Origin of the sequence: Bacteroides sp. FSHCM14E1 (genome assembly GCF_019633785.1) — a bacterium.
GTDB classification, from domain to species: Bacteria; Bacteroidota; Bacteroidia; order Bacteroidales; family Bacteroidaceae; genus Bacteroides; species Bacteroides hominis.
The window spans coordinates 62,218-84,828 of the sequence record NZ_JADKYL010000008.1 but is presented as its reverse complement, the minus strand read 5'-3'; the positions used below and the strand labels follow the sequence as shown (position 1 = coordinate 84,828).

At 43.6% G+C, this 22,611-nt stretch carries 24 protein-coding genes and 1 tRNA gene; 11 read left to right on the top strand and 14 right to left on the bottom strand.

Annotated features, from left to right (window positions below):
* Window position 1 precedes the first annotated feature (1 nt).
* Complete coding sequence (locus tag ISX59_RS13400) at window positions 2–1,267, bottom strand: putative DNA modification/repair radical SAM protein (RefSeq protein ID WP_005780995.1); 1,266 nt, start codon at window positions 1,265–1,267, stop codon at window positions 2–4.
* Entirely contained in the window at window positions 1,264–2,163 is a 900-nt protein-coding gene (locus tag ISX59_RS13395) for a YafY family protein (protein WP_005808091.1), read from the bottom strand. The genes ISX59_RS13400 and ISX59_RS13395 overlap by 4 nt, the downstream gene beginning before the upstream one ends.
* A 171-nt stretch (window positions 2,164–2,334) precedes the next feature.
* Between ISX59_RS13395 and msrB the strand changes: the two genes are divergently transcribed.
* Window positions 2,335–3,423: a peptide-methionine (R)-S-oxide reductase MsrB gene (gene msrB, locus ISX59_RS13390; RefSeq protein WP_220575974.1), complete on the top strand. Its 1,089-nt coding sequence runs from the start codon at window positions 2,335–2,337 to the stop codon at window positions 3,421–3,423.
* A 140-nt stretch (window positions 3,424–3,563) separates the two neighbouring features.
* Here the strand turns inward: msrB and ISX59_RS13385 are convergent, their stop codons facing one another.
* Complete coding sequence (locus ISX59_RS13385; protein ID WP_005780999.1) at window positions 3,564–3,740, bottom strand: histone H1; 177 nt, start codon at window positions 3,738–3,740, stop codon at window positions 3,564–3,566.
* Between the two features lie 148 nt (window positions 3,741–3,888).
* Between ISX59_RS13385 and ISX59_RS13380 the strand changes: the two genes are divergently transcribed.
* From ISX59_RS13380 to ISX59_RS13365, 4 genes are all read left to right on the top strand, one after another.
* A complete protein-coding gene (locus tag ISX59_RS13380) occupies window positions 3,889–4,530 on the top strand; it encodes a helix-turn-helix domain-containing protein (RefSeq protein WP_005781000.1) in 642 nt (213 codons plus the stop codon).
* A gap of 292 nt (window positions 4,531–4,822) precedes the next feature.
* Entirely contained in the window at window positions 4,823–6,202 is a 1,380-nt protein-coding gene (locus tag ISX59_RS13375; protein ID WP_005808095.1) for a sodium:alanine symporter family protein, read from the top strand.
* A 101-nt stretch (window positions 6,203–6,303) separates the two neighbouring features.
* Window positions 6,304–6,942 (top strand): hypothetical protein, encoded by a 639-nt coding sequence (locus tag ISX59_RS13370; RefSeq protein WP_005781003.1) that lies wholly within the window; start codon window positions 6,304–6,306, stop codon window positions 6,940–6,942.
* A 133-nt stretch (window positions 6,943–7,075) separates the two neighbouring features.
* Window positions 7,076–9,175 carry a KamA family radical SAM protein gene (locus tag ISX59_RS13365; RefSeq protein WP_122330214.1) on the top strand — a complete coding sequence of 700 codons (2,100 nt, stop codon included), beginning with the start codon at window positions 7,076–7,078 and terminating at the stop codon, window positions 9,173–9,175.
* 155 nt (window positions 9,176–9,330) lie between these two features.
* Here the strand turns inward: ISX59_RS13365 and ISX59_RS13360 are convergent, their stop codons facing one another.
* Window positions 9,331–10,656 (bottom strand): nucleobase:cation symporter-2 family protein, encoded by a 1,326-nt coding sequence (locus ISX59_RS13360; protein ID WP_005781005.1) that lies wholly within the window; start codon window positions 10,654–10,656, stop codon window positions 9,331–9,333.
* Between the two features lie 7 nt (window positions 10,657–10,663).
* Window positions 10,664–11,371, bottom strand: a complete 708-nt coding sequence (locus ISX59_RS13355; RefSeq protein ID WP_005781006.1) for a DUF5020 family protein — start codon at window positions 11,369–11,371, stop codon at window positions 10,664–10,666.
* Window positions 11,372–11,478: 107 nt separating this feature from the next.
* Between ISX59_RS13355 and ISX59_RS13350 the strand changes: the two genes are divergently transcribed.
* From ISX59_RS13350 to ISX59_RS13340, 3 genes are all read left to right on the top strand, one after another.
* Entirely contained in the window at window positions 11,479–12,069 is a 591-nt protein-coding gene (locus ISX59_RS13350) for a uracil-DNA glycosylase family protein (protein ID WP_005781007.1), read from the top strand.
* A 2-nt stretch (window positions 12,070–12,071) separates the two neighbouring features.
* Window positions 12,072–12,425: an arsenate reductase family protein gene (locus ISX59_RS13345; protein WP_005781008.1), complete on the top strand. Its 354-nt coding sequence runs from the start codon at window positions 12,072–12,074 to the stop codon at window positions 12,423–12,425.
* Between the two features lie 65 nt (window positions 12,426–12,490).
* Window positions 12,491–12,563 (top strand) — tRNA-Trp (locus ISX59_RS13340).
* A gap of 49 nt (window positions 12,564–12,612) precedes the next feature.
* Here ISX59_RS13340 and ISX59_RS13335 read toward each other — a convergent pair.
* Together ISX59_RS13335 and ISX59_RS13330 are read right to left on the bottom strand one after the other, a co-directional pair.
* The gene (locus ISX59_RS13335) at window positions 12,613–13,779 is read right to left on the bottom strand and encodes an energy transducer TonB (RefSeq protein WP_220575973.1); all 1,167 of its coding nucleotides are present in this window, start codon (window positions 13,777–13,779) and stop codon (window positions 12,613–12,615) included.
* Window positions 13,776–14,351, bottom strand: coding sequence for an RNA polymerase sigma factor (locus tag ISX59_RS13330; RefSeq protein ID WP_032531659.1), 576 nt, complete (start codon window positions 14,349–14,351; stop codon window positions 13,776–13,778). The genes ISX59_RS13335 and ISX59_RS13330 overlap by 4 nt, the downstream gene beginning before the upstream one ends.
* A gap of 111 nt (window positions 14,352–14,462) precedes the next feature.
* Here ISX59_RS13330 and ISX59_RS13325 point away from each other — a divergent pair, with 111 nt between their 5' ends.
* Window positions 14,463–16,289: a VWA domain-containing protein gene (locus ISX59_RS13325; RefSeq protein ID WP_220575972.1), complete on the top strand. Its 1,827-nt coding sequence runs from the start codon at window positions 14,463–14,465 to the stop codon at window positions 16,287–16,289.
* A gap of 202 nt (window positions 16,290–16,491) precedes the next feature.
* Window positions 16,492–16,806 (top strand): hypothetical protein, encoded by a 315-nt coding sequence (locus ISX59_RS13320; RefSeq protein WP_032531638.1) that lies wholly within the window; start codon window positions 16,492–16,494, stop codon window positions 16,804–16,806.
* Between the two features lie 84 nt (window positions 16,807–16,890).
* On the opposite strand, the gene ISX59_RS13315 is transcribed toward ISX59_RS13320, so the two are convergent.
* From ISX59_RS13315 to ISX59_RS13290, 6 genes are all read right to left on the bottom strand, one after another.
* The gene (locus tag ISX59_RS13315) at window positions 16,891–17,763 is read right to left on the bottom strand and encodes a pyridoxamine kinase (RefSeq protein WP_005781016.1); all 873 of its coding nucleotides are present in this window, start codon (window positions 17,761–17,763) and stop codon (window positions 16,891–16,893) included.
* A 58-nt stretch (window positions 17,764–17,821) separates the two neighbouring features.
* A complete protein-coding gene (locus ISX59_RS13310; protein ID WP_220575971.1) occupies window positions 17,822–18,400 on the bottom strand; it encodes an LUD domain-containing protein in 579 nt (192 codons plus the stop codon).
* Window positions 18,397–19,782, bottom strand: coding sequence for a lactate utilization protein B (locus tag ISX59_RS13305; RefSeq protein WP_005821541.1), 1,386 nt, complete (start codon window positions 19,780–19,782; stop codon window positions 18,397–18,399). Before ISX59_RS13305 ends, ISX59_RS13310 begins: the two co-directional genes overlap by 4 nt.
* A complete protein-coding gene (locus ISX59_RS13300) occupies window positions 19,779–20,519 on the bottom strand; it encodes a (Fe-S)-binding protein (RefSeq protein WP_005781023.1) in 741 nt (246 codons plus the stop codon). Before ISX59_RS13300 ends, ISX59_RS13305 begins: the two co-directional genes overlap by 4 nt.
* Before the next feature lie 133 nt (window positions 20,520–20,652).
* A complete protein-coding gene (locus ISX59_RS13295; protein WP_005781025.1) occupies window positions 20,653–21,198 on the bottom strand; it encodes a radical SAM protein in 546 nt (181 codons plus the stop codon).
* A complete protein-coding gene (locus tag ISX59_RS13290) occupies window positions 21,185–21,517 on the bottom strand; it encodes a 6-carboxytetrahydropterin synthase (protein ID WP_005781027.1) in 333 nt (110 codons plus the stop codon). The genes ISX59_RS13295 and ISX59_RS13290 overlap by 14 nt, the downstream gene beginning before the upstream one ends.
* A gap of 116 nt (window positions 21,518–21,633) precedes the next feature.
* Between ISX59_RS13290 and ISX59_RS13285 the strand changes: the two genes are divergently transcribed.
* Window positions 21,634–21,996, top strand: coding sequence for a YbaN family protein (locus tag ISX59_RS13285; protein WP_005781029.1), 363 nt, complete (start codon window positions 21,634–21,636; stop codon window positions 21,994–21,996).
* Here the strand turns inward: ISX59_RS13285 and ISX59_RS13280 are convergent.
* Window positions 21,963–22,529, bottom strand: a complete 567-nt coding sequence (locus ISX59_RS13280; RefSeq protein WP_005808116.1) for an MTA/SAH nucleosidase — start codon at window positions 22,527–22,529, stop codon at window positions 21,963–21,965. The genes ISX59_RS13285 and ISX59_RS13280 overlap by 34 nt on opposite strands.
* Between the last annotated feature and the right edge of the window lie 82 nt (window positions 22,530–22,611).

Here is a 22,611-nt window from a genome sequence, read left to right as displayed (position 1 = left end):
CTCAATCGGAAAAAACAAACGACAACTGATTTTCATCCGTCTTTTTCCTAACAGGCTTAGGCAGCAACAGGCTGCGTACGGTCTGTGGCGTCATCTCATTCACTGTCCGTACAGGCAATTCACTGCAAGTAATAAAGTATTGTGCTTTTTTCATGACCACACCTATCTTTTTAAGTTGATAATATCCCAACTTTGAGTAGCGGCGAGAAGCAACAATCAATTTAGCTGATTTCACTCCTATTCCCGGAACACGGAGTATCATTTCATAATCCGCTCTATTGATATCGACAGGAAACTGTTCCGGATGACGCAACGCCCAAGACAACTTGGGATCTATCTCCAAATCAAGATCGGGATAAGCGTCATCCACAATTTCATCAACCTTAAACTGATAAAAACGCATCAGCCAATCCGCCTGATAAAGGCGGTTTTCGCGTACCAGAGGAGGTTGCTTAAGTGCCGGCAAACGGGTATCGTATGTATTCACTGATACATAACCGGAGTAATAAACCCGTTTCATCGTAGGGCGTTGGTAAAGAGCCGAAGAGAGAAAAAGGATATCCTTATCAGTTTCGGCTGTGGCACCGACAATCATTTGTGTACTCTGCCCTGCCGGAGCAAAACGAGGAGCATAGCGAAACTTTTTCCGTTCTTCACTACTCTCCAGTACCCCTTGCTGGATATAAAGCATCGGTGCAAACACGCTCTTATGATCTTTTTCCGGAGCCAGCAGTTTCAGATTCTCTTCTTTAGGTATCTCCACATTCACACTCAGGCGGTCGGCATAACGCCCGGCTTCATTCACCAGTTCACGGCTGGCTCCGGGAATGCTTTTCAAGTGGATATATCCATTAAAACGGTGCACTTCACGCAAATCTTTTGCCACACGTACCAGACGCTCCATGGTATAGTCAGGGTTACGCACCACACCAGAGCTTAAAAACAGTCCTTCAATATAATTCCGGCGATAAAACTCAATCGTCAGATCTACCAGCTCGGATACGGAAAGCGTAGCTCTGGGCAAGTCGTTACTTCTCCGATTGATGCAATAAGCACAATCATATATACAATAGTTGGTGAGCATCACCTTTAATAGCGAAATGCAGCGACCGTCTTCCGCAAAACTATGGCAGATGCCCCAGCCTCCCACAGTATTGCCCAACATGCCGGGTTTGTTGGAGCGCACCGTACCACTGGAAGCACAAGAAACATCATACTTGGCCGACTCTGCCAGTATCTTCAGTTTTTCAAGTACATTCGCATTCATAAGTGATAAAGGGTTTGCATATTTCTAATCTCATCTTTTATCGTATCCCTTAATGACCGGGGCTCCAACACCTCCAATGCCGCTCCCTTAGACAACAACTCCTGTACAAAATCATACGTATGTGATATATACAACTCAAAATCAACGTAATTCTCGGTAACAGCAATTTCCTTCTGACTGGAGTGTAAAGGAAGGTTTCTCAGATATGGTGCCTGCGAAATTGTGGCCCTAAGTACTGTACGCTGAGGAAGCAGACTCTCATCTCGAATGATACCAAAACTATTGCGGAAATGATCTTGGGGAGTGAATTTACGCGGAAAACTGAAAGTATCTTCTGAAAGGCTGATCTCCCTGACCCGGTCGAGAGAATAAGAACGGAAAGCCTTATATTCCCGATTCACTCCTACCAGGTACCAACGGTGCCGAAAAAGTTTCAGGAAATAAGGTTCAAGCAATACACTCTTAGATTGCTCCCAATTATATGCCTGATATTCCATAACAAGCACATTCCCGCTACGCATAGCATTGATAATGGTATCCATAAATTGTATTCCTGAAGGAACTTCTTCAAACACAATCCGGTTCTTCATATCTACATTTTCTTGCAGTACATTGTTTAATGAAAAACTATTCAGTAACCACATCTTCAACTTATCGCCCAACATACCCTCGGCATCTGCTATATAATAGGTATTATCCCGCTTATCGCATTCAATGTTGATGTCGAACATCTCCTCGATAGCTTGTCGATGGTTGTGGAAAGTCCGCAAAGGAATATCCACACGGCTACCGTCTCCCGCCCGCCAGCGACGGTTGATTTCGGCGAATGTCACAGGTCCGTTCCGAAAGATCGTATCCACCAGCCAAATTAGTTTATTGAATTGTTGTTTTGCCATACTGAACTCTTTTTCTGCTGCAAAGCAAGAGAATGTTTATGCCAAAAGTAAGCACAATCCCTTGAAAGAACAAAAGATAATCTCTTTTTAACCACTTTATGGAAGGATACAACAGTTCTTAATAATCAGAAATTGATGTTCATTTGTTATTTATAAAAGAGACCAAGGATTATGAAAAAGAAGTTCACTATATTTGTCGTGCTGTTGGCAGGTATCATTTATACCGGCTATGCACAAGGCGTACAATGGATTTATCAACAAAAACAGGAGAAAAAAAGTATGAAAAATCAGAGTGAGATATATTTTGCGGGCGGCTGCTTTTGGGGAACTGAACATTTCCTGAAACAAATCAGAGGAGTAAAGTCAACCCAGACCGGATATGCCAATGGAAACATTGCCAACCCAACCTATCAACAGGTATGTACAGGGAAAACCAATTTTGCGGAAACCGTTAAAGTGGACTATAACCCACAAGAAGTGTCACTGAAACTTCTGATTGACCTGTTTTTTAAAACGATTGATCCCACAAGCCTGAACCGCCAGGGAAATGACTGTGGAACACAATACCGCACCGGTATCTATTATACGGACGAAGCAGATCTGCCTGCAATCCGGAGCGCCATCGGTGAATTGGCCAAAGAATACTCTAAACCTATTATAGTGGAAGTGAAGCCTTTGTCCAATTTCTATAAAGCAGAGGAATACCATCAGGATTATCTGGATAAGAATCCCGGAGGATACTGCCACATAAATCCGGCACTCTTTGAATTGGCAAAGAAGGCCAATGCACAGGGTGCCGAAACACCACAGGCAAGTTATAAAAAGCCGGATGATGCCACACTTCGCAACAAGCTGACAGCCGAACAATATGCCGTCACACAAAAGAATGCAACCGAACCAGCCTTCCATAACGAATACTGGAATGAAAAACGAGATGGCATCTACGTAGATATCACCACCGGAGAGCCCCTTTTTATTTCAACAGATAAGTTCGATTCCGGATGTGGTTGGCCCAGCTTCACCAAACCGATCGAAAAAGAGTCAGTGAAAGAAAAGACGGATACCTCACACGGAATGGTGCGGACGGAGGTACGGAGTAAAACGGGAGACGCACATCTGGGACATGTTTTCACCGATGGTCCCAAAGACAAAGGAGGATTGCGCTATTGTATCAACAGTGCATCCTTACGCTTCATCCCCAAAGAGAAAATGCAGGAAGAAGGATATGGAGAATACTTGAAACTTTTACCTCAGAAATAAAAGAGGAAACAGTATCTGCAAAAAAAGAGGATACCTGCTAATTTACTATTTCTGCCAATAGATACAAGTTTAGTTTCTGTAAAATAAAAAAGCCGGTCACAAAACTGAGACCGGCTTTTCATTTTCTTCTATTCGTAAGATTACTTCTTTGATTCTTCTAAAGATACTTTACGGAATTCTTTCATTGCTTTTTCGATTTCCAATGAAGCTTTACGGGCACGAGTTCCTGCAGCTTTGTTACCATTTTCGATCTGAGCATTTGCATCTTTGTTGAACTCAGCTACCAAAGTAGCAATCTTTTCTACTAATTCTTTCATAATCCTTATTTATTTCTTCGTTAATAATGATGGGCAAAAATACATCCTTTCCCGAAATAAACGCATAAAAACGATATTTTTTTTGAAATTATCGGCTAAAAATCGGCAAAAAAATAAGGTTTAGTCTTTTTTATCTACTTTTGCAAGCATGAAACCGCTTACAGATACTGATTACATACACGCATTGATAGCCGAAGGGGAGCATCAGCAACAAGACTTTAAATTTGAAATATCCGATGCCCGCAAGATTGCCAAAACGCTGTCGGCCTTTGCCAACACCGATGGAGGACGGTTGTTGATCGGAGTAAAAGACAATGGGAAAATTGCCGGTGTACGTTCGGACGAAGAAAAATACATGATAGAAGCAGCTGCCCAACTTTACTGTCAGCCGAAAGTGCATTATTCCATGCAAACATTTCACGTCGAAGGACGTTCTGTATTAGTCGTACAAATAGAGGAAAGTGAGAACAAGCCTGTTTATGCCAAGGATGAAACCGGTAAACCACTGGCATATATCCGCATTAAAGACGAGAATATCCTGGCTACTCCGGTACATCTGCGCATTTGGCAGCAAAGCGGAAATCCGGCAGGTGAACTGATCCAATATACCGAGCGAGAACAGTTATTACTCGACTTACTGGAAAAAAACACCTCACTCTCACTGAATCGCTATTGCCGGCAAGCAGGTATTTCCCGACGGGCCGCAGAGCATTTATTGGCTAAGTTGATCCGGTTCGACATTGTGGAACCAATATTCGAAAACCACAAATTCTACTTCCGACTGAAATAGAAGGGGGGGCCGGAGAATACGGTGTTTTGACGCGCACCCTAAGGGAGAGCATCTGCTGCCTTGAATGCCAGTTCCATTTACATGCCGAGGTAAATGCTTTTACATACCGAGGTAAATGGATTTACATGCCGAGGTAAATGCTTTTACACGCCGAAGTAAATGGATTTACATACCGAGAAAAAAGCAGGTAAATATAATCTACTGATTATCAACATTATTAAAACGATGGTTCAACTACGTATCGGCCGGATGAACCATAGCACAATGCACCGATGATTTAATTAACAAAGACATGGATCTGATTAACGATATATTATGGACCTACATCCTTATCGCAATGCTGTTGGGGTGCGCCGTTTGGTTCACGCTTAAAACCCGTTTCGTACAATTCCGGATGATTGGCGAAATGGTACGTCTTCTGAAAGATTCCGGCGGAAAAGAGGAGAACGGAGAAAAACATATTTCTTCATTCCAGGCTTTCGCCATATCACTGGCAAGTCGTGTCGGGACAGGAAATCTTGCAGGCGTAGCTACAGCTATTGCCGTAGGCGGACCGGGTGCGATATTCTGGATGTGGATCATTGCCTTGTTAGGAGCATCAAGTGCTTTTGTCGAATCTACCCTTGCACAGTTATATAAAGAAAAAGGAAAGGAATCATTTATAGGAGGTCCTGCTTATTACATGAAGAAGGGATTGAAGAAGCCATGGATGGGAATTCTTTTTGCCATACTAATTACCATTACTTTCGGTTTCGCTTTCAATTCGGTACAGAGTAATACCATTTGTGCGGCCGTAGAGCATGCATTCGGCATCAACCACATACCGATGGGAATCATCCTGACCGGACTCACTTTATTGATCATCTTCGGAGGCATCCAGCGTATCGCCAAAGTAAGCAGCATCATTGTCCCCATTATGGCACTGGGATATGTAGGGCTGGCACTGGCCATTGTACTCCTGAACATCACGCATCTGCCAGGTGTTATCGAAACCATCATCAGTCATGCTTTTGGTTGGCAACAAGCTTTGGGAGGCGGTATGGGAGCTGCTCTGATGCAAGGCATCAAACGGGGCCTGTTCAGTAATGAAGCCGGTATGGGTTCCGCACCCAATGCAGCCGCCACAGCATACGTGTCACATCCCGTCAAGCAGGGCCTGATCCAGACTTTAGGAGTTTTTACAGATACACTTATCATCTGTTCGTGTACGGCATTTATCATTCTTTTCAGTGGTGCTCCGCTCGACGGTTCAACCAATGGAGTGCAACTTACCCAGCATGCACTGAACAATGAAATAGGGAGCCTCGGAGGTATTTTTGTGGCAATCGCTCTCTTCTTTTTTGCGTTCAGCAGTATCATTGGAAATTATTATTACGGTGAAGCAAACATCCGCTATCTTACCCACAGGAGATGGGTGGTATACCTCTACCGGATATTGGTAGGCGCCATGGTATGGGTAGGTGCCATGTCCACACTCGACTTCGTATGGGGACTGGCAGATATTACCATGGGATTAATGGCTGTCTGCAACCTGATAGCAATTTCCTTCCTCGGAAAATATGCTTTCCGCTTATTGCAGGACTATCGTGAACAGAAGAAAGCGGGCATCCAAAGTCCGGTATTCACCAAAAACAAAATGAAAGACATAGAGCAGGACATCGAATGTTGGTAAAGTACCTCAAAAAGAATAGATGTTATCCATATAATCTGTAGCAATTTAACAAGTTATTTAGTAAATTTGCAGCCTCAATCTATAAATTGACCAAATGACTTATGAGCATATTCGCTAACTTATTCAAGAAACAAGCCGACGCTGACGCAAAAGTAGTGGGCAATGTCGAAGACTTCGTATCACTGACACGTGTATATTTTCAATCTGTAATTGCAGTAAATCTGGGTATCACAAATATCCGCTTCCTGCCGGATGTAGCCAACTTCAAACGTTTGTTCAAAGTAGCCACGCAAGGAGGTAAGTTAGGATTAGCCGAGAAATCGGCATCCCGCAAAATGCTGATGCAGGATTACGGCATCAGTGAATCATTCTTTAAAGAGATAGACACATCTATCAAAAAAAACTGCCGTACGCAAAACGATGTACAAGCATACCTTTTCATGTATCAGGGATTCTCAAGCGACCTGATGATGCTGATGGGTAACCTGATGCAATGGAAATTCCGTATGCCGGCCCTATTTAAAAAGGCCCTGCGCTCCATGACAGAAAAAACAGTACATGATGTATGTACCAAAACGGTATGGAAAGCAGATGACGTACACAAAACGGCAGCGGCTGTACGTCAATACAAAGAACGTCTCGGATTCTCGGAACAATGGATGTCAGAGTACGTTTATAACATTGTCTTGTTGGCTAAAAAGGAGCCTAAACACAAGGACGAAGAAGCAAAAACAAAATGAAAAGCTGAATGTTATTAAACAAAAAAGAATCGTAAAGAATAGCACGAATAGCAAAGCGGAGGTTTTCTACCTCCGCTTTTTTTATTATATTTATGCAAATATTTCAATTTTAACAACTTAAAAACAATCGCGTATGAAACAAAAGAAAATGCTTTCACTCACACTTTCCCAAATCCGTCAACTATACTGTCAGGAGTTACCCGAACTCACAGCAATGGCCCGGCAAAGTCTTGATGACACAGACTTTAAAAGCCACCTGCAAGAGTTCCTTGCTTCTCACATATCCGGAGGGAACAAAGCGGGTGAGCAAATTCGACTCCTTATCAACTACGACGGAAAGACAGTTCATGAATTGTCTAACGAACAGGATATGCAAATACAGACCTTATCCCTTCTCCGACGCTTCTTGACCGGGAATCTGGAAAACGCAGAAATGCCTACTGACTTGTTCCTGGATCTGTATAACCTCTTCAAAAGACTGGAGGACCCGGAAATGCCCCTACCCTCTCCGCAACGAATCAAAAACAGAACCGAACGCTGGGCCACCGGACTGGACGAAGACGTGATAGAGCTACGCACCGAAAACAAAGAACGAATGCTGCATCTGCTGATACAGAAAATAGAGAACCGGAAATCAAAGCCATCCTCCCGGTTCCACTTTGAAGAAGGATTGAGTTATGAGGAGAAATACCATCAGGTCTGCCGGTGGTGGGATGATTTCCGCTTCCACCTTTCGATGGCTATCAAAACTCCTGCCGAACTCAACCGCTTCCTCGGAAATTCTCTTTCCAGCGAAACAATGTATTTATTGTCCAGAGCCCGTAAAAAAGGGATGCCTTTCTTCGCCACGCCCTATTATCTTTCTTTGCTCAACACCAACGGCGAAGGATACAATGACGAAGCTATCCGAAGCTACATCCTCTATTCACCCCGTTTGGTGGAAACCTACGGCAATATCCGTGCCTGGGAGCGCGAAGATATTGTAGAAGCCGGAAAACCGAACGCTGCGGGATGGCTATTGCCGGACGGGCATAACATTCACCGTCGCTATCCGGAGGTAGCTATCCTGATTCCCGATACAATGGGACGTGCCTGCGGAGGACTGTGCGCTTCATGTCAACGTATGTACGACTTCCAAAGCGAACGACTGAATTTTGAATTCGACGCGCTCCGCCCTAAAGAAAGTTGGGATAAGAAACTACGCAGGTTGATGACTTATTTTGAAGAAGACACCCAGTTACGAGATATATTGATTACCGGAGGAGATGCTCTGATGAGTCAGAACAAGACTTTGCGAAACATTCTTGAAGCCGTATATCGCATGGCCGCACGAAAACGAAAAGCAAACCAAGAACGTCCGGAAGGAGAAAAATACGCTGAATTACAGCGTGTCCGTTTAGGATCGAGATTACTGGCTTACCTGCCTATGCGCATCAATGACGAACTGATAGAGATTCTGAGAGAATTCAAAGAAAAAGCCTCTGCCATCGGAATGAAGCAATTTATAATTCAAACCCACTTCCAGAGCCCGTTGGAGGTGACACCACAAACCCGGGAAGCCATCCGGAAAATCCTTTCCGCCGGATGGCTTATCACTAATCAGCTCGTATATACTGTGGCAGCATCCCGACGAGGACATACCACAAGACTACGCCAAGTGCTCAACTCGCTGGGAGTGGTCTGTTACTATACCTTCTCTGTCAAAGGATTCAATGAAAATTATGCTGTATTCACACCTAACAGCCGATCGATGCAGGAACAGCATGAGGAAAAAATATTTGGTAAATTAACTCCGGAACAAGCTGACGAACTATATTCTCTTCTCGAAACAGGTGAAGACACAGCCGCCCGTATACGCCGTTTCATGAAGAAACACCATCTACCGTTCATGGCTACAGACCGAAGCGTACTCAATCTGCCTGCTATCGGCAAGAGCATGACATTCAACCTGGTGGGAATCACCGAAGAAGGTAAACGCATCCTTCGCTTTGACCATGACAGTACCCGACGCCACAGTTCTATTATTGACAAGTTGGGGAAAATATATATCGTGGAAAATAAATCGCTCGCAGCTTATTTAAGGCAATTAAGCAAAATGGGGGAAGATCCGGAAGACTATGCCAGCATCTGGAGCTATACGGAAGGAGAAACAGAGCCCCGCTTCAAACTATATGAATATCCGGAATTTGAATTCCACACAACAGACCGGATGAGTAATCTGGAAGTATTATAAACGATAAACGAGGGTGTGTCGAAACTTCTTTCACCACGGAGTAACACAGAGTATCACAGAGTCTTTTTATTGATAATCAACAACCTAAAATCGTCTCTATGTTACTCTGTGTTACTCCGTGGTGAAAGAAGTTTTGACACAGTCCCGTTCATCATTCATCGTTCTTCTTCCTCTTTCACCCGAATTACGATATTTGCTATAATCGCAGTCAAGCCACCGGTAGTGATGCCTGACGAAAAGATACTGCGGATAGCTTCGGGAGCCTGACTCAATACATCAGGCATCAATTCCACTCCCAGCCCTAATGAAAGACTGACAGCCAGCACCAATGTCTCCTTACGTCCGATGTTTTGTGACGAAACGATGCGGATTCCGGCTGCTGCCACTGTTCCGAACATCAGCAAAGTAGCTCCGCCCAACACCGGGTCCGGCATCAACGAAAAAACAGCTCCTACAATCGGGAATAATCCTAAAAGAATCAGCATTGCCGCTATATAGTAACCCACATACCGACTGGCTACTCCTGTCAGCTGAATAATTCCATTATTCTGCGCAAAAATAGAGTTCGGGAAAGAGTTGAAAATACCTGCCAGGAAAGAATTAAAACCATCGGCCATCACACCACCCGAAACCCGTTTCAGGTAGTCGTCACCTTCAATCTTCAAACCTGAAATCATTGAATTCGCCGTCACATCTCCGGTCGCCTCAATAGCTGTAATCATATACACCAGCCCGATAGCGATAAAAGAAGACACATTAAAATCAAGTCCGTATTTAAATGGTTGAGGAATATTAAAACTCATCAACATCTCTACATTCAAAGCACTCATATCTACTTTTCCTAAAGCAAAAGCGAGCCCATATCCTAAACAAAGTCCCAGCACAATAGAACTCATACGCAAATATTTATTTTTGCAACGATTGAAAAACAAAACGCTGAGCAAAACCACACCTGCAATCGAAAGGTTCTCCCAAGAAGCAAATGTTCCATTATCCATCGCAGCATAACCACCTCCACAAGAAACAATGCCTACCTTTATCAGACTCAACCCGATAAGCAATACCACAATACCCGAAACCAGCGGAGTGATGATATTGCGCATATACTTGAAGGTACGACTAATAACCATTTCAATGGGAGCTGCCGCCATACAGACACCAAAAATAAGAGGAAGTCCGCCTACAAGCCCCGTAGCAATGATGGGACCAATAAACGAAAAGCTCGTGCCTTGTATACAAAGCAGCCTCGCCCCGATAGGGCCAAAACGTCGGCACTGGATAAAAGTAGACACTCCCGAAGCAAAAAGAGACATCGATACCAAAAATCCGGTTTTCTCTACATCCAGTTTCAGAGCACTGGCAATAATCAACGGAGGAGTAATAATAGCTACAAAAATAGCAAGCAGATGTTGCAATGCCGCAAATAAAGCATCTTTAAACGGCGGACGGTCCTCAATACCGTATATCAAATCAGTTTTCATCAGTTTTTTAGTTTATTGTCCATTTTAGCGCCAGTGTAGGGATGACATAAAAACCATCGCGTCCACCGAAATTATTACTCAGCTCGACTTCTGAACCTACACTCAGATTAAACTTGTCACTGATACCTTTTATACGGTTCAGATTCACCCAAAACTGAGGTTCGGTAAGAAAAATCGTTTTGCCATAAGCCGTCTCTTCGCGCCACCAATCAGCAAATCCGGAGAAAGTAAGCAGGTTCCTGCTGAAATTCATGTACCAGGTCCCGGTCAACTGGAAGTTATGGGGAGAACGATGTTTCTGAATATACTTATACAGGACCGACAATGAAAATCCACGTGAAAAAGAAGCATTATTATAAGTATATGTTGCACCACCCAAATAGGCGTTATTATAAGAAAAACCTTTGGCAAGTCCACCGTTATATTCCACATGTACCGAAAATGGATTCTTCCAGAATTTCAATTCACGTGCTATTTCCCAATAAGCGGCAGCCACTCCGTCCGAAGTATAATCCATATCGACAAAGAAATAAGTGCTTCCCCACTTGTCGGGATGAAACTTCTCCACAGTAGAGGTTAGTACAGGACGACCTTTTAAATCTTTATCATACAAAGAACGTCCAAAATCATAATGCAACTGGATGTTCTGTGCCTTTAACCCGACGCCGACAGACAAGATAAACAGACAGAAAATAGCAATAGCGGTTCTTCTCATGTTGAATGTTTTTTGAATTAAGGCGCAAAAGTAATTAAAAATCGTGGGAGTACGTTTCTATAAAATAGATATTATCACTATTTTTGTTCCCAATCAAATAGCGAATAATGGACATAGAAATAGAAAACCACCCGTTAGAACCTTTTCTCCCGGCCAATGCCCGATTGCTGATGCTGGGAAGTTTTCCGCCCCAGAAAAAGCGATGGTCAATGGATTTTTATTACCCGAACCTGAACAATGATATGTGGAGAATCGTTGGACTTTTATTCTTCAACAACAAGGATTATTTTCTGAACGAAAACAGGAAGGCCTTCTGTCGTGAACGGATAACAGACTTCCTTAACGACAAAGGAATAGCACTGTTCGATACCGCATCATCCATCCGACGATTACAGGACAATGCTTCCGATAAGTTTCTGGAAGTGGTGCAGCCCACTGACATAAGCCGGCTCCTCAGGTTAATTCCGGAATGCAAAGCCATCGTCACAACAGGACAAAAGGCAACAGACACTCTCCGGACACAATTCGAAGTGAGAGAACCCAAAGTGGGAGATTTCTCTGAATTTGTTTTTGAAGGACGTCCGATGCGACTATACCGGATGCCTTCTTCTTCACGGGCATACCCATTGGCACTGGATAAAAAAGCGGCAGCTTACCGTGTCATGTATCAAGATTTACAAATGCTTAATATAGAATAAATATGAAACCTCTTTTTTTGCAATATCCTGCATGCAGTACTTGCCAAAAAGCCAAAAAGTGGCTGACGGAAAACAAAATTGAGTATACCAACCGCCTTATAGTGGAAGATAATCCCACGACAGAGGAGTTGAAAGCCTGGATTCCATTGAGCGGACTACCCGTTAAGAAGTTTTTCAACACCAGCGGAGTAGTATATAAAGAGCTGAAGCTCAGCAGCAAGCTCCCGACAATGACCGAAGAAGAACAGATCGCCCTTTTGGCCACTAACGGCAAACTGGTGAAACGGCCATTAGTAGTAACAGACCATTTCGTATTGGTAGGCTTCAAACCCGAAGAATGGGAAAAATTAAAATAATTAGCAACTTCTTTGCATAAAAGCTTGCCAATTCAGAAGTTTATTCTACCTTTGCAGCCGCAAACACGGGAGTAGCTCAGTTGGTAGAGCACCGGTCTCCAAAACCGGGTGTCGGGAGTTCGAGCCTCTCCTCCCGTGCAAAAAAAATCCCGCTTAAGTCAGGTGACCTAAGCGGGATTTTCGTTTATCAGAAACGGATACTCACCTCTACCGGTTCATCACCAATAGTCCAGTCAGGTCCCTCTTCAATCAGACGAATGGCCTCTTTATCGGCCGAAGCACAAAGTCCCTTTTTAACACTAATGGATTCCGGACGTCCATCCTTATCTACCCGGAAAGTAAGAATCACTTTTCCCTTGGCACGTGCACACTCTTTGTCGGAAGGATGCACCAGATTCTCTTTCAGATACCTCCGAAAAGCTTTTCGCCCTATAGACGGTTGCGGTGTACCTGACATCTTTAAGCTCGTTATAGCACCTGTAACGCTACTCTTCGGCTGCGAACCGTATCCTACCACTACAACCTCGTCAAGTGTAGCATCATCTACGTTCATAGCTATCAATAAATCTTTAGTCGTATCAACAGGAAGGACAACAGATTCATAACCGATATAATCGACTGAAAGTTCCCGATTCCCATCTGTCTTTAAAGTAAAATCACCATTTTCATCTGAGATAGTCCCCTGATTAGTCCCTTTCACCCTGACTGTGGCACCAACAAGAGGTTCACCACTGGGATCGGTCACTTTACCACGCACCTTACCAACAACAGCCACTTTAGCGTTAAAACTACTATCATTAGCCACCGAAGCTCTCATAACCATTTTTTTGTCCATAGCCGAAGGTTCGTCGTCAATGGTGGCTTCCAGCGCTTCTTCCATCAACTCCTGAGTCATTACTTGAGGAACCTCAGATGAAGGTGCAAGCATTTTTTTCTTCTTATTCTCTGAAATCAATTTCTTCGACGGGCCTGCCGAATCCTTTATTACCGCCTCAGCCAACTCATCTTTCTTCTCTTCCTCATATACCGACAAGGATTTCGGATGAACCGCTTGTTCCATTGCCATCCGTGCTTCATCCGACAAAGGTTTCTCCTGAAAAAGGAAATAAGAGCCGATACAAACTCCAATCAGCAGGCTGGCGGCGATACTCCAGACCACAGCATGGTTACGCTTTCGCACAGCACGGGCTCTAATCCGACGGCGCAACTCCTCAATCTGTTCGTCGGCTCCATTCCCTACACGGCTGTAACCTTCGAGCGCGTCGGCCAGAAAAGGATCACGCATAGCCTCTTTCTCCAGCCGATGCGCCTCTTTTCCTTTGCGGGCTCCCCGTATGTAGTCTAATAGTTTCATTCCTTAAGCTGATTTTTAATACAAATCTTCAAATTACGTTTTCCGTTCTGGATATAGCTCTTTACGTTATTCAGCGTAAAACCGGTTTGCGCAACTATATCGGCATAAGACATTTCTTCTATAAAGAAATGCCGTATGCTGACGCGTTGGGGTTCAGAAAGTTTCTTTAGACAATGATGCAAAGCTTCCAATTGGTCCGCATTACTTTCCTCTTCACATAAAAGATGCAAAAATTCATCGGATTCCACAATATGAACAGTATAATCCAATGAAATCTCTTTAGAGTCTTTCCGTAATATTTGCAAGCAATGATTCTTTACTACCCGGTATATCCAGGTCCGGAAAGTTTTTATTTCATAATGGGTGACTTTAGGAAGCAAATCTTCAAAAAGTTCCATCACCGCATCCTGAGCCCGGGCTTCATCTTTGAGATACTTCAGACACACGCCATACAACAACGGAATATAACGGTTATAAAGTTCACCGAAATACTCTGTTTCACCGGACTTCATATAATGCTGCAATAGTTCCTCGTCCGTCTGTTCCGATATGTTTCTTCTGAAAAACAGGATTTTTTTTTGCAAAGTTAAAAAAAAGAGGAATCTATTTATGGAATCTATAAGAGAATTGCATCTATTGAGTAAAACAAGGAATCAAATTTATCCACTTAAAACAATAAAAGTATGAAAACGAATCAATTCAGAGCTTTGATGCTTATACTGCTAATGACAGTAATTTCATGGGGAGCAGTCAGTGCACAGCCTTTCATAGTAAAAGGTATAGTTACAGACGCTGAAAGCGGAGAAGCGGTGGCCGGTTGCTCCGTTGTAATAAACGGTACACAGAACGGAACCATTACCGGCACAGACGGTACCTATTCCATTCGTGCAAACAAAGGAGCAACCTTAGTATTCTCTTTCATAGGATATCGCACTCAAAAAATAAAAGTGACTTCTGCCCGTTTAGATGTCGCCTTGGAAACGGATACACAACAGTTGGAAGAATGCGTAGTGATAGGTTATGGGGTAGAAACACAAAAAATGATTTGCGGTGCTACCCCCATCGCAATGAACCACAGCCTGTTATACAACGTAGGGATGTCTGCCGAAGAATATAAAGCAATACAGGAAAATGGATTTAAGAAAGTGTGGGATAATCCGCTATCTACTTTCTCGATCGATGTGGATGTAGCTTCATATAGCAATATGCGCCGATTCCTTAATAAAGGAGAGCTACCTCCGGCTGATGCCATCCGTACAGAAGAATTAATAAACTACTTCTCTTACAATTATGCACAACCAACAGGGAACGATCCGGTAAGAATCACATCAGAAATAGGTACTTGTCCTTGGAACGAACAGCATCGGTTAGTCCGCATCGGATTGAAAGCAAAAGAAATTCCTACCGAAAACTTACCTGCTTCGAACCTAATCTTCCTGATCGACGTATCCGGTTCGATGTATGGTCCCGAACGTCTGGATCTGGTAAAATCATCATTAAAGTTATTAGTTAACAATCTGAGAGATAAAGATAAAGTAGCAATCGTGGTGTATTCGGGCACTGCCGGAGAGAAACTGGCATCCACACCGGGAAGCGATAAACAGAAAATACGCGAAGCCATTGACGAACTGGAGGCAGGAGGCTCTACAGCGGGAGGAGAAGGAATTAAACTGGCTTATAAAATTGCCCGGAAAAACTTTATAACCGGTGGCAATAACCGCATCATCCTCTGTACCGATGGTGATTTCAATGTGGGCGTATCATCGGATCAGGAACTGGAGAAACTGATTGAGCAAAAACGTAAGAGCGGTGTATTCCTCACCGTATTAGGATATGGGATGGGAAACTATAAAGACAGCAAGATGCAGACTCTTGCCGAAAAGGGAAACGGCAATCATGCCTATATCGACAATCTGCAAGAAGCCAACCGGGTATTGGTGAACGAGTTCGGAGCAACTTTACATACGGTCGCCAAAGACGTAAAACTACAAGTGGAGTTTAACCCGACACAGGTACAAGCCTATCGGTTGATTGGCTATGAAAGTCGTTTGCTGGCAGATGAAGACTTCAACAACGACACAAAAGATGCAGGAGAAATGGGAGCCGGACATACAGTCACAGCTTTCTATGAAGTGATTCCTGTAGGGGTAAAAAGTGATTTTACCGGAAAAGTGGACGATTTGAAATATCAGAAGAAACAAAAGACTGCCACCTCTGTCAACGACTCTAATGAATTACTAACCGTCAAACTACGCTACAAAACACCGGACGGCAATACCAGCAAAAAGATAGAACAGGCGTTGACTGACTCTAAAAACAACCGGGTTTCCGCCGATTTTCGTTTCGCAGCCGCAGTAGCCATGTTCGGACAACTGCTGAGAGATTCTGAATTCAAGGGAAATGCCAATTATGACAAAGTGATTTCTTTGGCAAAGACCGGCTTGGAAAACGACGAAAAGGGATATAAAAGAGAATTTATACGGCTCGCAGAAACTGCCAAAGGTATCTGATACTGTGGAAGTTTTCCACGTTATCCACACCCCAAAACCCCAATTTCCACAGATTGAGGTTTAGACCCTTGAATATAACAATCTAATAATCAGAAGAATAATACATATGCCTTTATTCTGGCACACCGCTTGCACTACTATTATCGTAAGCAAACGGCTTACAGAAAAACAAACCTCATTTATTAACTCAAAACTTACAATTATGAAAAAGGTATTAGTAGCAATAGCATTGGTTATGGGATTAGGTAGCTCAGTAGCATTCGCACAGAACGTAGAAAACGCTAACGCAGTAGTAACGACTGCACAGGCTCCACAAGACGAGTATACAAAGATTGAAGTAAAAGATCTCCCTGCAGCAGTAACCGAAGCCCTCGGAAAAGCTTATCCTGAATCGACTATCAAAGAAGCATCAGTAACAGCTAAAGAAGACGGCAAACTCTACAAAGTAGTCGTTACACAGAAAGACGGTACAGAGACAACTGTAGTAATGAACGAAAAAGGTGAAGAAGTAAAATAAAAAAGATGCATCTTTAAAGGGCAAAAAGCACTGTTTCATTTTTGGAGCAGTGCTTTTTTATGAATAGATGTACTCCGGAAACATTTAAATCAGCTCGTAACTGCTACTCTGAATTGGCATATCAAGATTATGGAGTACCTTTTCTAACAAAATACCTTCACGGTTATCATACTCATAACCGAAAGTGGCACGAATTCCCTGCAGGATAAACTGGGTAGCACGATCCAAAGCAATGGGAAGGCTGTCTCCCTGAAGCAAAGCTCCGGTAATGACACTCGTAAATGTATCTCCCGTACCCGGATAATGGGCAGGCAGATAAGGGCAAGTGATTTTCCAATAGCGATTTCCTGTCCGGTTATAAGCATAAACCGAAGTTTTGTGAGGTTCATCCAACACAGGCACACTGGTTATGATCACCACCTCAGGCCCTTTTTCCGACAGGCTATGCAGATAATCCTTTAATTCCTGATCGGTATTGGTCTCTTTATACGGACGGCCGAGCAGATAGAAAAGTTCCGTCAGATTGGGGGTTATCACATCGGCATGTGTGATTAACTGCTGCATCTCTGCCACCATCGCTTCATCAAAATTTGAATAGAGTTTACCATTGTCTCCCAAGACAGGATCTATCACCGTCAAGCTATCTTTCCGGCGAAAATCACGGATAAAGTCAGATACAATCTGAATCTGCCTGGGTGATCCTAAATAACCGGTATAGATAGCATCGAACTCCACCTCCAAACGTTTCCACTCGGCAATAATACGAGGCATTTCATCCGTCAGATCAAGAAAAGTGAAATGCGGATATTGTGTGTGATTAGAAAGGATGGCCGTAGGCAACGGACATACCTGAAACCCCATAGACGACAGAATAGGAATTACGACTGTCAGAGAAACCCTTCCCATACCGGAAAGGTCGTGAATGGCAGCCACTTTCTTTACTTTATTTGCAAACATATATTTGTACAAGAGGATATTGCAGAAATCTGTTTCACCACAGATAAACATTCCCTCATCACTTCAATATTACCAATACATCTCTCGCACCGTGCGCTCCCATCACTAACGCTTGCTCTATATCAGCAGTTTTTGAAGGGCCGGAGATAAATGTACCAAATTTATATTTTTCATCTTTTATCAGCTCGTAAGCCTGATGCATATTGCTCACAATACGGTTCTTGTCCAAAACAATCACCAGTTTTTCGGCTATAAAATAGAGCGCTTTGTACTTCACCGTTTTGGGAATCCAGACAGCTGCATTCTCGGCTACCCCAATTTCGCCTTTAACAACAGCTATATCGGTTCCATCCAGATCTTGTGCGCGAGTCAGCAAATCAGGATTGAATGTAGCGCAGGTGATTTCCCCCAGATCGGAAGCAATACTGGCAGCATCAGGGTAAGTACGACGGATGACAGCATTGATATCTTCTCCCTCCCCCAATACAATAGCTTCACCTCCGACAGCAAAACTCATCTCGCAGAATTTGGCAACCACATCCGGATAAGTAGTGGTTTTGATTTGCCAGTCAGGGTATTCATAACGGTTCTTCGTATTTTTACGGATACTCGCCAATATCTCTTCTTTACTACTCATTTGTTTTCCTCCTTTCCTTGCACTTTATTTTTCTTCCACATCTCGTTGAACGATTCGCTGGCAAACTCAGGCAGTTCGCGACCCTTACCCCAAGCATCCAAGTCATTGTATTTGATAAAACGCGGCAAATGGTTAACTGCCGGAGCAGCCCAAAGAGCCGCATTGAATAGAGCCGGATGGTCCATCAATACTTTCATGCCACCGGACATTATTTTTTTACCCGTATTAGCTTTTCCAATCTTATCCAGATCCTGCCGCCATTTATAAATCTGTTCAGCCAGGTCTACCTTTGCCGGACAAACATCCGAACAAGACATACACAGCGAACAGGCTGACAGGTTATCATAATACTTTTCCGGATCATGTGCCATACCCAGATTGATACCGATAGGACCGGGAATAAAGTAGGTGTAGGAATATCCCCCGCTCCGACGATACACCGGACAAGTATTCATACAAGCACCGCATCGGATGCAATTCAAAGTCTTGATATGATCGGGATGGGCAAGCAAAGCGCTTCGTCCGTTATCTACAATGATAATATGATATTCGCCTCCTTCACGGGGATTGCGATATTGAGAGGTATAGGTAGTGATAGGTTGCCCTGTTGCCGAACGCGCCAACAAACGGGTAAACACTCCCAAAGCCTCCATATCCGGCACGATCTTCTCCATACCGAAAGCAGCAATATTCAGTGTCGGGCACGATGTCCCCATATCAGCATTTCCTTCATTCGTGCAAACCACTATATCTCCAGTGGATGCTACGGCAAAGTTGGCTCCCGTCATAGCAGCTTCCGCATTCAGAAAGATGTTCCGCAAGCTTTTTCGGGCGGCATGGGTCAGATAAGTAGGATCAAAATTACCTTTCTCCGTTCCCATTTCCTTTTCAAACAGCTCTCCCACCTGTTCACGCTTGATGTGAATAGCCGGAAGCACAATATGACTTGGCGCCAGATTCATCAACTGAAGAATACGCTCTCCGAGATCGGACTCCACAACGTCTATTCCTTTCTCTATCAGGAACGGGTTTAGTTCACACTCTTCCGCCAACATCGATTTGCTTTTCACAAAATGTTTCACTCCATGACTGCTCAATATTTCATAAACAATGGCACGATACTCTTCCGCATCCTTTGCCCAATGAACGATGGCTCCGTTGGCTGTGGCGTTTTTCTCAAATTCCAGCAAGAGTTCCTCAAGGTGGCTGTTGGAATAAAGTTTCAACGCACATGCCTTGTCACGCAATTCTTCCCACTCGGGTACTTCCTTGCTCATCTTGTCTCTTTTGGCACGGACCATCCAAAGGGTCTCATTGTGCCATGCTGCCATCACCGGATTTTCCAGAAACTTCTCGGCAGCTTTTGCATGCTTGGTACTCATAATTGTGATGCTAATATTTCTACAACATGAATAATTCGGATAGGCAGGTGTTCACGCTCAATGATACCCTGCATATGCATCAGACAGGAGCTATCGGCTCCGGTTATGTATTCGGCACCAGTCTCCATGTGATGCCGTATCTTATCACGTCCCATGCAGACGGATACAGCCTGCTCTTCGACTGCAAACATACCGCCGAAACCACAACATTCGTCCACGTGGCTGGGTTCAAACACTTCAATCCCCTCGACCATCTGGAGCAAATCGCGCAATTTATTGAAATAAGGTATGTTCAATTCACTCGGAGCAGATAGAAAAAGTTCACGTACACCGTGACAGCTGTTATGAATACTGACTTTATGGGGAAAACGAGCAGGGATTTTCGTAGGTTTTATCACATCGTGAATAAAGGCACAGAGGTCGTAAATCTTATCTGCACTCTGGCATTGATGACCCTCTTTAGCCAAAATACCGGGATGGTTTTCTTTCACAAAAGCCACACAACTGGCAGACGGGCCTACAATGTAATCATACTTCTGAAATAAATCATTGAAACGGATAGCCATCTTTAAAGATTCATCTTGAAAACCGGCGTTTGCCATGGGCTGTCCGCAACAAGTCTGATCAAGAGGATAATCGACATCCACCCCTAAGCTCTTCAGTAATTTATATGATGCCACCCCTACCTGCGGATAGATGGCATTGATATAACAGGGGATAAACAAACCTACTTTCATAATATATCATTAATTAGTTACAAGTCACGAGTCATAAGCCACGAGTTATCAACAATGAAATACGTACGGGGACAGCAAAGCCACTCATAATGCACAGCTTATGACATGCAGCCCTCGTATCAGCTTCCGTAGCTCACAAAATATTTATCAGTTTGTGCGTTTGCAGGCTAAGTCTCCATCTGGGATGTCGCATCACGCAATCCACCGTTTCCGCGGTGTTATTACAAGAACAAGGCTGAAGGAAGAAATGTTCGGCAGGAAGCTGTTCATAAACGTCAATATTTTGTCCTTCGTAAACAACTTTAACTTCATCCATCCGGTTTAAAGCTAATTTGACACCCTGCTTAGGCGAACAGGTCACCCAGTCGATAGCAGCAGGCAAAGGTTTCGTTCCATTGGTTTCGATACACACATACTTGCCCGCCCCGTGCAACAAATCGATAAAGGCATCGTCAATCCAAAGTGAAGGCTCCCCCCCGGTAAGAATCACCATGACAGCCGGATACTTCTTTACTTCATTTACAATTTCTTCGTCTGTCATCATTTCACCGGTTTCATGCCGGGTATCACAAAAGTCACACTTCAGATTACAGCCTGAGAAACGTATGAAAACAGCAGGGGTACCTGTATGATACCCCTCTCCCTGTAAACTATAAAAAATCTCGTTAATCTTTCTCATAAATCACCGTATTTGCTTCCGACTCCTGTACCTCTACCTTATAACACTGTGGAATCTGCTTGCATACCCAACGGGCAATATTTTCCGCCGTGGGATTAAAAGGAAGTACTTCATTCAGATTCTGGTGATCCAGTTTTTCCTTGACGGTCTGTTTTATCTGGGTAAAATCCACTACCATTCCATCCGAGTTGAGCCGTTCTGAACGGCAATAGACAGTGATAATCCAGTTGTGACCGTGAAGAGTGGCGCATTTACTCCGGTACGGAAGAATCAGCTTATGTGCAGCCGATATTTCCATTCGTTTAATTACTGTAAACATCGTTATATGTATTATTAATGGTTACTACACCTAATGTCACCTCGGTGCGGCTACAAAGATAATACAAAAGATAGTTTTCATTCAGCGAGAAAAGTTATTTTTCCTATTTTTGCGGAATGAAAACGATCTGTATTATATTAGGTACTCTTTCGCTGGGACTTGGCATTCTCGGTATTTTCCTGCCATTGTTACCCACTACTCCTTTCTTGCTGCTCACTGCCGCCCTCTACTTCAAAGGATCTCCGCGCCTATACCAATGGCTGCTGAATCACAAATATTTCGGTACCTATATACGTAACTTCCGTGAAAATAAGGCAATCCCTTTACGCGCTAAAATCATCTCACTCCTGCTAATGTGGGGCACGATGCTCTATTGCATTTTTTTCCTGATTCCGTTGGTTTGGGTCAAAGTACTCCTCTTCCTGATAGCCGTAGGAGTGACTTATCATATACTTTCTTTCAAAACATTGAAGAAGTGAGACAATCCCGCACGAGCATCTTCCAGCCGGTCTTGCCAATGCTTCACAGAATTCTGCCCGATCACATCCGAAACATATTTCACCGAAATAAAAGGAATCTCCTTAGCCCTGCACACAAAGGCCTGTGCATAGGCTTCCATATCTACCACATCTCCTTCAATATCCGTCAGTTCGGTCAGGAAGCTATCACCGGTATTGCAAGTTGCCGATTCGGTCCAGTGCCGGCAAAAGCCTCTGGCGGCAAGCAACTCTGACGAATCAATGTGGCACTCCATTCCTAATCCGGACATTTTATGCATATCCCGATCGACAAAATGACGGCAGACAAAGACATCCCCCACCTGATGGTTAATCGTTCCGGCTGTTCCCTGATTGATCACAATATCCGGCTTCACCTGCTGAATGGCTTCCGCCAAATGAAAAGCCGCTTTCACTTTTCCAATGCCTGTCCGTACATAATATACCTCCACATCGGGCCACTTGATTTCTGTAAATTCGCCTTGTACGGCATAAGTCACTAATATCTTCAACATAAATATTATCTTTAATTTTATACATTCTATATCGAATGCAAAAGTAGTCAATTAAAGACAATTTGACCAGATATTATCTTTA